At 62.2% G+C, this 13,426-nt stretch carries 12 protein-coding genes and 8 tRNA genes; 5 read left to right on the top strand and 15 right to left on the bottom strand.

The features are described 5' to 3' along the window. Positions 1-22 precede the first annotated feature (22 nt). Both GTP45_RS07140 and GTP45_RS07135 read left to right on the top strand, forming a co-directional pair. Entirely contained in the window at positions 23-307 is a 285-nt protein-coding gene (locus tag GTP45_RS07140; RefSeq protein WP_161013164.1) for a hypothetical protein, read from the top strand. Between the two features lie 10 nt (positions 308-317). Further along, complete coding sequence (locus GTP45_RS07135) at positions 318-2,141, top strand: S8 family serine peptidase (protein WP_161013163.1); 1,824 nt, start codon at positions 318-320, stop codon at positions 2,139-2,141. 45 nt (positions 2,142-2,186) lie between these two features. Here the strand turns inward: GTP45_RS07135 and GTP45_RS07130 are convergent. From GTP45_RS07130 to GTP45_RS07075, 12 genes are all read right to left on the bottom strand, one after another. Continuing rightward, positions 2,187-2,262, bottom strand: a tRNA-Glu gene (locus tag GTP45_RS07130). Between the two features lie 47 nt (positions 2,263-2,309). Beyond that, positions 2,310-2,385 (bottom strand) — tRNA-Glu (locus tag GTP45_RS07125). A gap of 113 nt (positions 2,386-2,498) precedes the next feature. Then, positions 2,499-4,028 carry a methyl-accepting chemotaxis protein gene (locus GTP45_RS29150; RefSeq protein WP_161013162.1) on the bottom strand — a complete coding sequence of 510 codons (1,530 nt, stop codon included), beginning with the start codon at positions 4,026-4,028 and terminating at the stop codon, positions 2,499-2,501. Between the two features lie 162 nt (positions 4,029-4,190). Further along, a tRNA-Glu gene (locus tag GTP45_RS07115) sits at positions 4,191-4,266 on the bottom strand. A gap of 33 nt (positions 4,267-4,299) precedes the next feature. Then, positions 4,300-4,375 (bottom strand) — tRNA-Ala (locus GTP45_RS07110). Positions 4,376-4,419: 44 nt separating this feature from the next. Beyond that, a tRNA-Glu gene (locus tag GTP45_RS07105) sits at positions 4,420-4,495 on the bottom strand. Positions 4,496-4,529: 34 nt separating this feature from the next. Then, positions 4,530-4,605: transfer RNA gene (locus tag GTP45_RS07100), tRNA-Ala, on the bottom strand. A gap of 42 nt (positions 4,606-4,647) precedes the next feature. Then, a tRNA-Glu gene (locus GTP45_RS07095) sits at positions 4,648-4,723 on the bottom strand. Positions 4,724-4,755: 32 nt separating this feature from the next. After that, positions 4,756-4,831 (bottom strand) — tRNA-Ala (locus tag GTP45_RS07090). Between the two features lie 85 nt (positions 4,832-4,916). Further along, positions 4,917-6,338, bottom strand: a complete 1,422-nt coding sequence (gene gltX / locus GTP45_RS07085) for a glutamate--tRNA ligase (RefSeq protein ID WP_161013161.1) — start codon at positions 6,336-6,338, stop codon at positions 4,917-4,919. 29 nt (positions 6,339-6,367) lie between these two features. After that, complete coding sequence (locus tag GTP45_RS07080) at positions 6,368-6,775, bottom strand: VOC family protein (RefSeq protein WP_161013160.1); 408 nt, start codon at positions 6,773-6,775, stop codon at positions 6,368-6,370. A 114-nt stretch (positions 6,776-6,889) separates the two neighbouring features. Then, positions 6,890-7,825: a LysR family transcriptional regulator gene (locus GTP45_RS07075; protein ID WP_161013159.1), complete on the bottom strand. Its 936-nt coding sequence runs from the start codon at positions 7,823-7,825 to the stop codon at positions 6,890-6,892. A gap of 68 nt (positions 7,826-7,893) precedes the next feature. Between GTP45_RS07075 and GTP45_RS07070 the strand changes: the two genes are divergently transcribed. Together GTP45_RS07070 and GTP45_RS07065 are read left to right on the top strand one after the other, a co-directional pair. After that, the gene (locus tag GTP45_RS07070; RefSeq protein WP_308494587.1) at positions 7,894-8,256 is read left to right on the top strand and encodes a nuclear transport factor 2 family protein; all 363 of its coding nucleotides are present in this window, start codon (positions 7,894-7,896) and stop codon (positions 8,254-8,256) included. Further along, on the top strand, positions 8,253-9,035 hold the full coding sequence (locus tag GTP45_RS07065) for an SDR family oxidoreductase (protein ID WP_161013158.1): 783 nt from the start codon (positions 8,253-8,255) through the stop codon (positions 9,033-9,035). Before GTP45_RS07070 ends, GTP45_RS07065 begins: the two co-directional genes overlap by 4 nt. A 20-nt stretch (positions 9,036-9,055) precedes the next feature. Here GTP45_RS07065 and GTP45_RS07060 read toward each other — a convergent pair whose 3' ends face one another. From GTP45_RS07060 to apbC, 3 genes are read right to left on the bottom strand one after another with little or no spacing between them, the layout of a single operon-like run. Further along, complete coding sequence (locus GTP45_RS07060; RefSeq protein WP_161013157.1) at positions 9,056-9,655, bottom strand: TetR/AcrR family transcriptional regulator; 600 nt, start codon at positions 9,653-9,655, stop codon at positions 9,056-9,058. After that, a complete protein-coding gene (locus tag GTP45_RS07055; protein ID WP_161013156.1) occupies positions 9,655-10,044 on the bottom strand; it encodes a DUF4399 domain-containing protein in 390 nt (129 codons plus the stop codon). The genes GTP45_RS07060 and GTP45_RS07055 overlap by 1 nt, the downstream gene beginning before the upstream one ends. 14 nt (positions 10,045-10,058) lie before the next feature. Next, complete coding sequence (apbC, locus tag GTP45_RS07050) at positions 10,059-11,147, bottom strand: iron-sulfur cluster carrier protein ApbC (RefSeq protein WP_161013155.1); 1,089 nt, start codon at positions 11,145-11,147, stop codon at positions 10,059-10,061. Between the two features lie 66 nt (positions 11,148-11,213). Here apbC and metG point away from each other — a divergent pair, with 66 nt between their 5' ends. Then, positions 11,214-13,424: a methionine--tRNA ligase gene (gene metG / locus GTP45_RS07045; protein WP_161013154.1), complete on the top strand. Its 2,211-nt coding sequence runs from the start codon at positions 11,214-11,216 to the stop codon at positions 13,422-13,424. Positions 13,425-13,426 lie beyond the last annotated feature (2 nt).

Below are 13,426 nucleotides of genomic sequence, written 5' to 3'. Positions count from 1 at the left end.
CGCTGCCATAAGGAGTACCGCCATGCCCGATTCCCCGAGCACCAAATCCCGTTTCCTGATTCATGCCGCGCGCGGCGCGCCGCTCACCGACTTTCTGGCGCTGGCGTCCAGCGATGCCGACATCGCCGTGGTCGACGTGATCGGCCCGCGCGAACGGCCGCACACGGCGGTGGTGGAAATCACAGCCGACAAAGCGCGCCTGCTGGATCAGCACTTCCGCCTGACCGGCACACCCGCGCACCAATTAACCATAGAACCCGACCGGCCCTTGTCGATGTTTGACAGCGGCCCCTTCGATCCTTTTTGAAAGGAAGATCATGCCTAAAAATCCCAACGGCGGCGGCAGCACGCCGCCAGACCTCAGTGCGCCAGTCGACAGCGCCGAACCCGCGCCGCGCACCAATGGCCGCGCCGACAGCACGGGCCGCAATGTCGGCGCCCGCAAAAAACAATACGTGATCGCGCCGCGACTGGCGGAAGGCTTGCAGACGCTGGGCTTGCAGCCCTTGCAGTTCGCCGCGCTGGAGCAAGCGCTGCGCGACAGCGACGATATCGAAGTGATCGACAAGGTTGGGCCGAAGTCGGTGCTCGGCGCGCTGGCCGACGGCATGGGCGGCAACCAGGGCGTGCTGGTGGCGCGCATGACCGAGCAAAAAGCCGCCGCCTTGCACCAGCAAGGCCAAGGCCGGCTGCTGGTCGAGCATGACCAGCATCTCAATTTGATGGAGCCGTCGCTGCGGCAGCCGGCCATGGTCACGGGCGTGGCGCCGATCGACAGCAGCGGGCCGGTGCTGAACGCCATCATCAGCGTGTTCGGCAAGGATGGCGCGCCGCAGGCGAATGCCGAGGTCTCGCTGTTCGGCAGCATGTTGCCGGCCAGCGGCGTGACTGGCGCCAACGGCCAAGTCACGCTATCGCTGTTCGGCGAAACCGCCGACACCGTGCGCGGCCTGTATGTCAAGCCGAAAGCCGATTACTGGAGCTTCTACCAGCGCGATCCCGACATCAGCAGCGACGACGCCAACGTGGTGGTGCTGCGCGCCCTGTCCGACTGGCCGGCGCTGAAGGGCTTCCCGCAACAGCGCTGCTATGGCTGGGGCCAGAAAGCCATGCGGCTCGACCAACTGCCCGCCTCCTATCGCGGCCAAGGCGTGAAGATTGCCATCATCGATTCCGGCGCCGCGACTACGCACGACAATCTGCGCACCATCCACGCCGGCTTTGATGTACTCAACAAGCAGACCAATCCCAACGGCTGGGATCAGGACAGCATCGGCCACGGCTCGCACTGCGCGGGCGTGATTGCGGCGGCCGACATCGCATCGGGCATGCGCGGCTTTGCGCCCGATGCCGAAGTCCATGCCTGCAAACTGTTCCCCGGCGGCCAAATCAGCCAATTGATCGACGCGCTGGAGTACTGCATCGACAAGCAGATCGACGTGGTCAACCTCAGCCTCGGCGGCGCGGAAATATCGGAAGCGCTGGAGCAGCAAATCATCCGCGCCAAGCGGGCCGGTATTGCCTGCATTGTCGCTGCGGGCAATTCGGGCGGCGCGGTGCAGTACCCGGCGTCCTCGCCCAATGTGCTGGCGGTGGCGGCCATCGGCAAGCTCGATGAATTCCCGGCCGACAGCTACCACGCGCAAACGCTGGACAGCAACGTCGACGCCTACGGCTACTTCACTGCCAAGTTCAGCTGCCTCGGGCCGCAAGTGGCGGTGTGCGCGCCGGGCGTGGCCATCACCTCCTGCGTGCCGCCGAATAATTTCGCCGCGTGGGATGGCACCTCGATGGCAGCGCCGCACGTGACCGGGCTGGCCGCGCTCTGCCTCGCGCACCACCCGGACTTCCAGTCGCAGCAGTACAAGGCGCGCGGCGCGGCGCGGGTTGAGCGGCTGTTCCAGATCATCCGCAGCAGCGCGCGCCGCGTCAGCCTTGGCGATCAAAGCCGCATCGGCTATGGCTTGCCGGACGTGCTGGTGTCAGTGGGACTGCAAGCGCAAGCCGGCGCAGCGCCGCAGGCGATGCAGCCGCAATCGATGGGGATGATGCCGATGATGGCGCCGCTCTACGATCCCTACGCGCTGGGCGTGATGCCGTTCTATCGTCCGGCCGTGCAGTACGCGCCGCTGGCGTGGTAGGGCCGGAAATGCAAAAAGCCGCACTAGGCGGCTTTTTGCATGATTTGGCGTCCCCACGGGGATTCGAACCCCGGTACTCACCGTGAAAGGGTGATGTCCTAGGCCTCTAGACGATGGGGACAGAAACTGTCCGTACTGGCCTTGCACTACTCACTTGGAAAGGTCTGTTGGCGTCCCCACGGGGATTCGAACCCCGGTACTCACCGTGAAAGGGTGATGTCCTAGGCCTCTAGACGATGGGGACATTTCCAAGGCGCGTATTATGGCAGCGTCATTCCCCGAACGCAATAGCAAACCCTTGTTTTTGCTGAAAAATCAGAGCAAGATTGGCAGGTCTGCAACGGATTCGCCGCAATCTCAGTAGCGCTTGCGCTGCAACTCGAACACGGCAACCAGTTTTGCCAGTCCAACGGCCTGTTCGCGCATCGCGCCCGCAGCGGCGGCCGACTCTTCCACCAGCGCGGCGTTTTGCTGCGTCACCTGATCCATGTCGCCGATGGCCTGGTTGACCTGCTCGATGCCGGCGCGCTGCTCCTGGCTGGCGTGGCTGATTTCCGCGATGATGTCGCTGACACGGTTGACGCTGCCGACCAGCTCGGTCATGGTGGCGCCGGCGCGGTCAACCAGCACGCCGCCCTGCTCCACCTGTTCGCTCGATGCATCAATCAACTGCTTGATCTGGCGCGCCGCCTCGGCGCTGCGCTGCGCCAGCGTGCGCACTTCGCCTGCCACCACGGCAAAGCCGCGCCCCTGCTCGCCGGCACGCGCCGCCTCTACCGCTGCATTCAGCGCCAGGATATTGGTCTGGAAAGCGATGCCATCAATCGTGGCGATGATGGTGCCCATTTCCTGCCCGGCGCGCTGAATGCCGGCCATGGTGGCAACCACTTGCGCCACTGCTTCGCCGCCACGCTGCGCCACGTCCGCAGCGCCGGCCGCCAGCTGGCGTGCCTGGTCGGCGTTGTCTGCATTCTGGCGCACAGTGGCCGTGAGCTCCTCGATCGAGGCGGCCGTCTCTTCCAGCACGCCGGCTTGCTGCTCGGTGCGCGCGGACAGGTCGGCATTGCCGGCCTCGATCTCCCCCGATGCAGTCACAATCGCGTCGGTGCCGCTGCGCACCTGCGTGACGATGCGGTGCAAGCTGGCAGTCATCTCGCCGAGTGCGGTCAGCATCTGGCCCATTTCATCAGGACGCGGAGGCGGCTTGCGGCCGGTGAGGTCGCCGTTGGTAATCGCTTGCGCCACCGCCAGCGCGCCATGCAGCGGGCGAATGATGGCGCGGCTCAGCGCCAGGCTGGCCGCCACCACCACTACGGCCACGAGCAGCATCAGCACCGTGGTGATCGTGACCGTGCGCGAGCCGCTCGCGGCTGCCTGCTCGGTAATCGCGGCGCTGGACTTGGTCAGCAGGCCGATGCTCTCCGCCAGCAGATTGGCCGGTTCGACATCGATGCCGCGCACACTGGCATCGGCTGCCGCCGCGCCGCCATCGGCCACCATGGCGCGCGCGGCGGTGTAGCGCTCGCGCTGCTGCGCATGCAGTTCGACAAAGCGCGTCATGGTGCGGCGCGCGTCGCCATCCAGCTGCTCCAGCACCGCGCGCGCCTTGCTGTCGACTTCTTTCTCGGCCGCCAGGTAAGCATCCCACTGCTTTTGCTGCTCGGCCGGATCGGCGGCGCGCAACAGCAGATTTTTCCAGTGCAGCACTTCCACCTTGTAAGCGACGGCGATGTAGCCGACCGCGCGCTCGCGCGCAAAATTGTCCTGCACGGTCTGGCCGGATTCGACGACAACACGGTTAAGGCTGTAAATGCCCGCCAATCCAGCCACTAGCGCGACCAGCAGGACGGCGATAAAAGCGAGGGGGAGTTTTAGGCTGAGTTTCATGGCAAATGCGGTGATGGGAAACCGACAAGTATGAGGCCATGCTCAGCAAGAAGGAAGTGGAAAGTTTGCCACGCTAGCTTCGAAGAAGTCGAACATGCGCAACACAAACCGAGGCGCAGAAAACAAAAAGCCGCTCATGGCGGCTCAATCATTTGCGCTTTTTGGCGTCCCCACGGGGATTCGAACCCCGGTACTCACCGTGAAAGGGTGATGTCCTAGGCCTCTAGACGATGGGGACCAAGGAACTTCTACAATTTGTATTCTACGCGATTGGTGGAGGTAAGCGGGATCGAACCGCTGACCTCTTGCATGCCATGCAAGCGCTCTCCCAGCTGAGCTATACCCCCGGGCGTAAAACACATTCACTACTACCGGCCAGCGTTGGCATCGCTGGCGTCCCCACGGGGATTCGAACCCCGGTACTCACCGTGAAAGGGTGATGTCCTAGGCCTCTAGACGATGGGGACCTCGGAACTACTTTAACTACTCTCCTGTGCTTGTTGGTGGAGGTAAGCGGGATCGAACCGCTGACCTCTTGCATGCCATGCAAGCGCTCTCCCAGCTGAGCTATACCCCCTCAGGGCACAGAAGCTTTACTGCTAACCAGCCTTGGCGAAGCTGGCGTCCCCACGGGGATTCGAACCCCGGTACTCACCGTGAAAGGGTGATGTCCTAGGCCTCTAGACGATGGGGACCTTGGAACTACCGTACTACAATCTCTGCAAACTGGTGGAGGTAAGCGGGATCGAACCGCTGACCTCTTGCATGCCATGCAAGCGCTCTCCCAGCTGAGCTATACCCCCGTTTGCGCGAGAGACAAGAGTATAGCAGAGGCTCCGTATTATGCAAATACCCTTTTGCAACTTTGCCCCTGCTTCAATGAAAAACTTAGAGGAACTTTGCCAGGCGCGCCACAACGGTGTCGCGGCCGAAGATTTCCAGCACCGCGTCGATGGCAGGCGTTTGCAGCTGGCCGGTAATAAACAGGCGCAGCGGCATGGCGATTTGCGGCATCTTCAAACCGTGGGCAGCCAGCACTTCTTTAATCATGGCGGCCAGCGCGGCCTTGTTCCACTCAACCGTTTTGCAACGCTCGGCGAAATCGGCCAGCGCCGGCTTGACGGCGTCAGTGACGTGCTGGGTCAGCAGCGCGGCGTCCGGCTGCGGCTCGCGGTAGAACAGCATGGCGGCGTCGGCCAGTTCGTTGACGGTATTGGTGCGCTCTTTCAGCAGGCCCAATACGACAGGCAGTGCCGGCGCGCCTGCGAACACGGCGCCGTTGGCCTCCATGCGCGCCTTGGCCAGTTCGGCCAGGCGCTCGTTGTCGGCTTGCTTAATATAGTGGTTGTTCAGCCAGTTCAGTTTTTCGATGTTGAACTGCGCAGCCGAGTTCGACAGGTGCGAACCGTCGAACCATGCGCACACCTGCTCCATCGAGAACACCTCGTCGTCGCCGTGGCTCCAGCCCAGGCGCGCCAGGTAGTTCAGGATCGCTTCCGGCAGATAGCCTTCGGCTGGGTATTGCATGACGTTGACTGCGTCCTTGCGCTTGGACATCTTGGCGCCGTCCGAGCCGAGGATCATCGGCAGGTGGCCATACTCTGGCAGCGGTGCACCGATGGCGCGCAGGATATTGATCTGGCGCGGAGTGTTGTTCACGTGGTCGTCGCCGCGCAGGACGTGACTGATTTCCATGTCCAGGTCGTCGATGGCAACGCAGAAGTTGTAAGTAGGCGTGCCGTCAGGACGCGCGATCACCAGGTCGTCCAGCTCTTTATTGCCGATGGTGATGGGGCCTTTGACGAAGTCGTTCCACGTTACTTCGCCGTCCAGGGGGTTCTTGAAACGAACGACTGGCTTGCGGCCTTCAGGAATGGCCGGCAGCACTTTGCCCTCTTCTGGACGCCAGGTGCCGTCGTAGCGTGGCTTTTCACCGGCTGCGGTGGCCTTGTCGCGCATCGCCTGCACTTCTTCCGGCGACGAGTAGCAGTGGTAGGCGGTGCCCGCTTCCAGCATCTGCGCCACCACTTCGCGGTAGCGATCCATGCGCTTCATCTGGTAGAACGGGCCTTCGTCGTGGTTCAGGCCCAGCCACGCCATGCCTTCGATAATGGCTTGCACCGCTTCCGGGGTCGAGCGCTCCAGGTCGGTATCTTCAATACGCAGCACGAAGGTGCCGCCGAAGTGACGGGCGAAAGCCCACGAGTACAGCGCTGTGCGGGCGCCGCCGAGGTGGAGGTAGCCGGTCGGGCTAGGAGCGAAACGGGTACGGACTGGCTTGGCTGGTGCCGGTGTTGGAACATTCGTCATCGAAGTAAAAATGCTGAAATATAAAACAGCTATTTTACCGCGTCGGCGAGGGCTTGGCGTTCAAAGCTGGCGCGGTAGCGCTCATGGGCATCGGCGCGGGTGTTCATTTCGAATAGCAGGCCGCCCGGCGCGGCACAAAAGAAACGCGAGCCGCGTTCGTGCTTGAAGAGGCCAGTCTGCATGGTCACGCCTTGGGCCAGCAGGTGCTGGTACAGCTCGCTGAGTTCGTCGACCGAAGACAGCTCGAAGCCGAGGTGGAAGTTGTGCGGCCACACCACCGCGTGGTCTTTGGCTTCGATGACGATATCGAAACCGGCGCGCTTGAGCATGGCGGCGGCCGGGCTGATGGACTCCAGCGAGCAGCCGAGGTGCTGCACGAAGAAGTTGGCAGTGGCGCGAACGTCGCTGGATGGGAAGCTGAGGTGATTGAATTTCATCGGTATTTCTCCTGTTGGTGAAGTCAACAGAATAGGCGCCGCGCGCCCTGCCCTCAACTCGCTTTCCTTGCGCTGAAAGGCCTTTCAGCTCAAGGACTTAGCACCGCCATGCACTTATTGCTCGCATTTACCAGCAACAATGCCGGCACTTCCCAGGTCTTTGTCCAAGAGGCAGTCGATAAAAGCACGTAACGCGCTAGGCAAGTGTTGCCGACTAGGGTGATACAGGAATAGCCCGGGTTGTGTGATCGACCATTGCTCTAGCACCGGAACCAGCTCCCCGCTGGCAAGATGCGCATCGACACGCTCGCGGTCAAATGCGTGGAGGATGCCCAGCCCCTGCAGCGCGGCCGCCACGCCGATGTCCGAATTGTTCGTCACCAAGGGGCCCTCGACCGCCATATCCATCCGCTTTCCCGCTTTCTCAAACTCCCAGCGGTGAGCGCTTCCGTCGACCGGCAGCCGCCAATTAATGCAGGCGTGGCTGTGCAGGTCGGCCGGTGAAACGGGAGTGCCGCGACGCGCCAGGTAGTCGGGCGACGCGACGGCAACCATCTTCACGTCTGGCGTCAGGCGCACCGCCACCATGTCCTTCTCCAGTCGCCGGCCCACGCGAATACCCGCATCGAAGCGTCCGGCAACGATGTCGCTTAACGCGTCGTCCACTACGATGTCCAGGATAACCTCAGGATGCGCGCGATGGTAACGGCCTAGCCGTGGCGCGATGACCTGCCTGGCCGCCATGCCCAACGTATTTATGCGCAGCACTCCGCCCGTCTGCCCTGTTGCTGCGCTCGCTTGCGCAACCGCTTCCGCCATCTCCCGAAACAGCGGCGCAATGCGCCCATATAACTGCTCCCCGGTGGCCGTGGGCGACACGCTGCGCGTAGTCCGGTTCAGCAGCCGCGAGCCGAGGCGCTGTTCCAGCAGCCGGATAGTCTGGCTGAGCGCTGAGGGCGACAGGCCAAGATACTCCGCTGCGCGCGCGAAGCTCGCCCGTTCAACCACTGCGGCGAAAGCTTTCAGCTCAGCGAATTCCGATCCCCGCATTATGCACTCCTTTCTACATAACCCATCCTAATTATAGGATATTCCCTAATCTTAGCCCGGCGCGCATCATGGGGCCTTCAGCAACCACACGGAATCCCAATAACATGAATGCCTTGATCCTCCCCGAGCCAATTGCCACCTACTTTACGGGTGAGCACAATCCCGACGTCCTCGACCACTGCTTCACTGCGCAGGCCATTGTGAAGGACGATGGCCACACTTACACGGGCATCCCTGCTATCAAGGCGATGCTGGCGGAGGCATCGGCCAAGTACAACGCCACCACCGTACCGTTCGCCCTTGATCAACAGGACGGCCACCAGGTGGTGCGCGCCAACGTAAGCGGCAACTTCCCAGGAAGTCCGGTCGTGTTGACCTACCGCTTTCGCCTTGAAGGCTCCCTGATCGCATCGCTGGAGATCAAAGTATGAGCTTCGACCTCCAACTGAACGGGCAGCGTGCCCTCGTTACGGGCGGTACCAAGGGCTTGGGCGCCGCGCTCGTGAAGAGCCTCCGGCAGGCCGGCGTGCTGGTGATGACCACTGCGCGCGCTATTCCCGAAGCGCCGCAGGAAGGCGTGATATATGTCGAGGCCGACTTGAAAACGGCGGAAGGCGTGAACGCGTTGGCGCGCGCGGTCAAAGACCACTGGGGCGGTGTCGACATCCTGATTAATTGCCTCGGCGGTTCCAGCGCGCCGGCCGGCGGTTTCGCCGCCCTTGATGACGCGGTATGGTTCGATGAGCTTAATCTGAACCTCATGTCCGCCGTACGTCTTGACCGCGCGCTGCTGCCAGCAATGCTGGCCAAGGGCGCCGGTGTCGTGCTGCACGTGACATCGATTCAACGCGTGCTGCCGATACCAGAGTCGACTACTGCCTACGCGGCGGCGAAAGGCGCGCTCTCGACCTACAGCAAGTCCCTGTCCAAGGAGGTCACGCCGAAGGGTGTGCGTGTTTTACGCGTCTCGCCGGGCTGGATTGAAACGGAGGCCTCGGTTGCCTTCGTCGAGCGTATCGCTGCCCAGTCAGGCACAGACTACGCGGGCGGCAAACAGGTGGTGATGGACTGGCTCGGCGGAATTCCGCTCGGCCGTCCCGCGAAACCGCACGAGGTCGCTGACCTGATCACCTTCCTGGTGTCGCCGCGCGCTGCGTCGGTATCGGGCTCGGAATACGTGATCGATGGCGGGACAGTTCCAACCGTATAAACCTGCGGGCAGATAAGGAATCAGGAGACGGCCGTCATGTAGCCGAAGACGGCGGCGTTGATGCGGCGGGCCAGGTCGGCGGGATCGCGTTCGCCGCGCTCACCGGCGGCATCGGTCATGCCACGGATGATGGCGAGCAGGTCGGCGGCGGCGCGCATGGCGTTGCCCTCGATGGCGGCCTTTTCCAGAATCGTGGCCATCAGGACGATGAAGCTGTGGCCCTTGTCAAGCGCGGCGCGGATGTCGGGCCGGCCTTCCTCCTGGTCGAGCAGGCGCGCCAGGTTCGGGCGCTCCAACTGCTGGTGCGCGGAGACGGCGATGAATTGAATCAGCGCCTCGCGCCATTCAGGCAGCGCGGCCGCAGCGGCGGCGGCTTCGCGGTATTTGCCTTCTTCGCGCTGAAGCAGGGCCAGTGTCAGCGCATCTTTACTGGGAAAGTACTGGTACAGCGTGCCGATGCTCGCGCCCGCGCGGCGCGCCACGGCATTGGTGTTGAAGCCTTCCAACCCATCCGCCTCCAGCACCAGCGCGGCCGCTTCCAGAAGCGCGTCCACCGTGTGGGCGGCGCGGCGCTGGCGCGGAGCTTTGCGGATGCCGAGGACAGCCGGACGTGCGGGCATTACTTGACGGTGATCTTGATTTCCTTGTTCATGGCGGGGCCGTAAGCCTGATGCAGGCCGTTGGCGAACTGCATGGTCAAGGTGTAGTTACCCGGCGGCAGGGTCAGCTCGGTCTCGGTCTGACCTTTGCCGAAGTGGATGTGCTTTTCATCGGCCGGGATCACTTCGCCGGCTTTGATCGGCGTGGCGTTGACCAGCAAGTGATGGTGACCGGTATTGGCTGTCATGTCGCCGGCAGGCTTGACGTCCATGCCCGACACTGCAAACTTGACTTTGAACGGGCTGCTGACCGTCGCGCCGTTCGCCGGCTCAACGAAAGATACCGATTGCTGGGCGAACGCCGCAGCGCTCAAGGTCATCAGGGTTGCAGCCAATACCGATTTCATCATGGTGATTCTCCTGTTTAGTCGTTTTTGACGACGATGGTAGGGAACTTGCTGGTCATATCCTTGGCCTTCTCAGCCACTTGCACTGCCACCTTGCGAGCGATTTGCTTGTAGATCGCCGCTTCTTTGCCGTCCGGGTCGGCGACCACGGTCGGCTTGCCGGAATCGGCCTGCTGGCGGATTGCCATGGTCAATGGCAGCGCGCCGAGGAAGTCCACGCCGAAGTCCTTGCACATTTTTTCGCCGCCGCCGTGGCCGAAGATCTCTTCAGCGTGGCCGCAGTTGGTGCAGATGTGCACGCTCATGTTTTCCACCACGCCCAAAATCGGGATGCCGACTTTCTCGAACATCTTCAAGCCCTTGCGCGCGTCCAGCAACGCGATGTCTTGCGGGGTGGTGACGATCACGGCGCCGGTGACCGGCACTTTTTGCGACAGGGTCAGCTGGATGTCGCCGGTGCCCGGCGGCATATCGACCACCAGGTAGTCCAGATCGCGCCAGTTGGTCTGCTCCAGCAGCTGTTGCAGCGCTTGCGTGACCATTGGGCCGCGCCATACCATCGGCTCGTCCGGGTCGATGAGGAAGCCGATCGACGACACTTGCACGCCGTAGTTCTCCAGCGGCTCCATCGATTTGCCATCCTTGGTTTCAGGACGGCCGGACACGCCCAGCATCATCGGCTGCGACGGGCCGTAGATGTCGGCATCCAGCAGGCCGACCGAAGCGCCCTCGGCAGCCAGCGCCAGCGCCAGGTTGACGGCGGTGGTCGACTTGCCGACGCCGCCCTTGCCCGAGGCCACGGCAATGATGTTCTTCACGTTCACCATCGGCTTCAGGCCGCGCTGCACGGTGTGCGCGATGATCTTGCTGTACACGCTGACGCTGATGTTGCCCACGCCCGGCAGGGTTTTCAGGCCGGCGATCACGCTGCTGCGGATGCCGTCGATCTGGCTCTTGGCCGGGTAGCCCAGTTCGATGTCGAGCGAAATATCACTGCCATCGACCTTCAAATTCTTTACCGACTTGCCGCTTACGTAGTCTTTCGTTGTATTTGGATCAACGATTTTGGACAGGGCGGCCTTCACGTCTTCTACTGCGATGCTCATGTAACTCTCCGTTAATTAGGTGCTCATTCTAGCGCAACATGCGCAATCGCCGCATCCGCTGTTAAAATGCTCTTTTTCCACCCACAAAGTGCAACAACCATGACTCGCAAGCTGTTCGTCACCACTGCCCTGCCCTACGCTAACGCCGCTTTCCATATTGGCCACATGATGGAGTACATCCAGGCCGACATCTGGGTTCGGTTCCAGCGAATGCAGCGCGACGGCGGTGCTGCGCGCGAAGTCCACTTTGTGGGCGCCGACGATACGCACGGCACCCCGATCATGATCGCCGCCGAGAAGGAAGGCATCACGCCGCAGGAATTCGTGGCCAAGATCGCTGCTGGCCGCGCCCAGTACCTGGACGGTTTCCACATCGCCTTTGATAACTGGTACTCGACCGATTCGCCGGAAAACGTCGAACTGTCGCAAGGCATCTACCGCAAGCTGCGCGATGCCGGCCTGATCCAGACCAAAACCGTGGATCGTTTCTTCGATCCGGTCAAAGGCATGTTCCTGGCCGACCGCAACATCAAGGGCGAATGCCCGAAATGCGGCGCCAAGGATCAGTACGGCGACAACTGCGAAGTGTGCGGCGCGGCTTACCAGCCGACCGACCTGGTGAACCCGTTCTCGGTATTCACCAACGCCACCCCGGTGCTCAAGCCGTCGGAACAGTATTTCTTCAAGCTGTCGGACAAGCGCTGCTACGAGTTCCTGAAGGAATGGCTGAACACGCCGGGCCGCCTGCAGCCTGAGATGGTCAACAAAGTCTCGGAATGGCTGGGCGAAGCCGGCGAAAAGCTGGCCGACTGGGATATCTCGCGCGACGCGCCGTACTTCGGCATCCCGATTCCTGACGCACCGGGCAAGTACTTCTACGTCTGGCTGGACGCGCCGGTCGGCTACCTGGCCTCGCTGAAAAACTACTTCGGCAAGAAAGGCCTGGACTACGACGCCTTCCTGAAAGATCCTGAGGCCGAGCAGATTCACTTCATCGGCAAGGACATCGTCTCGTTCCACCTGCTGTTCTGGCCGGCCATGCTGAAGTTTGCCGATCACCCGACCATCGAGCGCATGCGCGTGGCGGTGCACGGCCACCTGACCGTCAACAACGAGAAAATGTCCAAGTCGCGCGGCACCGGCATCTCGCCGCTGCGCTACCTGAACCTGGGCATGAACCCGGAATGGCTGCGCTACTACATCGCCTTCAAGCTGAACTCCAAGGTGGAAGACCTGGACTTCACCGGCGAAGACTTCGTGGCGCGTGTGAATTCCGACCTGATCGGCAAATACGTGAACATCGCGTCGCGCTGCGCCGGCTTCATCGCCAAGAAATTCGACGGCAAGCTGGCCACCAGCCTGTCCGAGAATGCGCAATCGTGGATCAAGCGCGCGCTGGTCACGGCGGACGGCGTGGAGCGCCAAGCCAACATCGCCGCCAACTTCGAGTCGCGCGAATTCGGCAAGGCGCTGCGCGAGATCATGGAGATCGCCGACTTCGCCAACCAGTACGTGGACGAGAACAAGCCATGGATCCTGGCCAAGGATGAATCGAAAACCGCTGAACTGCACGATGTGTGCACCACCGCGCTGATCCTGTTCCGCCAGCTGTCGATCCTGATGTCGCCGGTACTGCCGGGCGTTGCCGCCAACGTCGCCAAGTTCCTCAACGACGAGCAGTTCGACTGGACGCAAACCGATGTCGCCAGCGGCGTGGTGTCGAGCGCCATGCTGGGCCGCACCATCGGCGCATACTCGCACCTGATGACCCGCGTTGATCCGAAGATGATTGAAGACTTGTTCGACGCACCTGCTGCCGGCGCTGCTGCTGGCACTGCTCCTGCTGCCGCACCAGCCGTCAAAGCCGAGAAACCAGCCAAAGCCAAGGCCGCACCAGCAGTAGCCGTGACCGAAACCGGCATCGAAGTGATCGCACCGGAAATCTCGGTAGACGACTTCTTCAAGGTAGACCTGCGCATCGCCAAGATCGTCAACTGCGAACACGTGGAAGGCTCGGACAAGCTGCTGCGCCTGACGCTGGACGCCGGCGAAGGCCGCCTGCGCAACGTCTTCTCGGGCATCAAGTCGATGTACCAGCCGGAAGACCTGATCGGCAAGCTCACCGTGCTGGTCGCGAACCTGGCGCCGCGCAAGATGAAGTTCGGCGTGTCGGAAGGCATGGTCATGGCCGCTTCGGCAGTCGATGAGAAAACCAAGCCGGGCATCTACATCCTGAATCCATGGCCGGGTGCTGAGCCGGGCATGCGCATCAGCTAAGG

Source organism: Duganella rivi (assembly GCF_009857435.1).
In the GTDB taxonomy this organism is placed as follows: Bacteria; Pseudomonadota; Gammaproteobacteria; order Burkholderiales; family Burkholderiaceae_D; genus Rugamonas; species Rugamonas rivi.
Note: the sequence above shows the minus strand (reverse complement) of the source record. Positions and strands in the feature narration are given on the sequence as shown.

Bases quoted from the DNA above. Each gene is read 5' to 3' on its own strand.
- GTP45_RS07140 (WP_161013164.1), top strand. From the start codon at position 23: ATGCCCGATTCCCCGAGCACCAAATCCCGTTTCCTGATTCATGCCGCG.
- GTP45_RS07135 (WP_161013163.1), top strand. From the start codon at position 318: ATGCCTAAAAATCCCAACGGCGGCGGCAGCACGCCGCCAGACCTCAGT.
- GTP45_RS29150 (WP_161013162.1), bottom strand. From the start codon at position 4,028: ATGAAACTCAGCCTAAAACTCCCCCTCGCTTTTATCGCCGTCCTGCTG.
- gltX (WP_161013161.1), bottom strand. From the start codon at position 6,338: ATGACGAATGTTCCAACACCGGCACCAGCCAAGCCAGTCCGTACCCGT.
- GTP45_RS07080 (WP_161013160.1), bottom strand. From the start codon at position 6,775: ATGAAATTCAATCACCTCAGCTTCCCATCCAGCGACGTTCGCGCCACT.
- GTP45_RS07075 (WP_161013159.1), bottom strand. From the start codon at position 7,825: ATGCGGGGATCGGAATTCGCTGAGCTGAAAGCTTTCGCCGCAGTGGTT.
- GTP45_RS07070 (WP_308494587.1), top strand. From the start codon at position 7,894: ATGGGGCCTTCAGCAACCACACGGAATCCCAATAACATGAATGCCTTG.
- GTP45_RS07065 (WP_161013158.1), top strand. From the start codon at position 8,253: ATGAGCTTCGACCTCCAACTGAACGGGCAGCGTGCCCTCGTTACGGGC.
- GTP45_RS07060 (WP_161013157.1), bottom strand. From the start codon at position 9,655: ATGCCCGCACGTCCGGCTGTCCTCGGCATCCGCAAAGCTCCGCGCCAG.
- GTP45_RS07055 (WP_161013156.1), bottom strand. From the start codon at position 10,044: ATGATGAAATCGGTATTGGCTGCAACCCTGATGACCTTGAGCGCTGCG.
- apbC (WP_161013155.1), bottom strand. From the start codon at position 11,147: ATGAGCATCGCAGTAGAAGACGTGAAGGCCGCCCTGTCCAAAATCGTT.
- metG (WP_161013154.1), top strand. From the start codon at position 11,214: ATGCTCTTTTTCCACCCACAAAGTGCAACAACCATGACTCGCAAGCTG.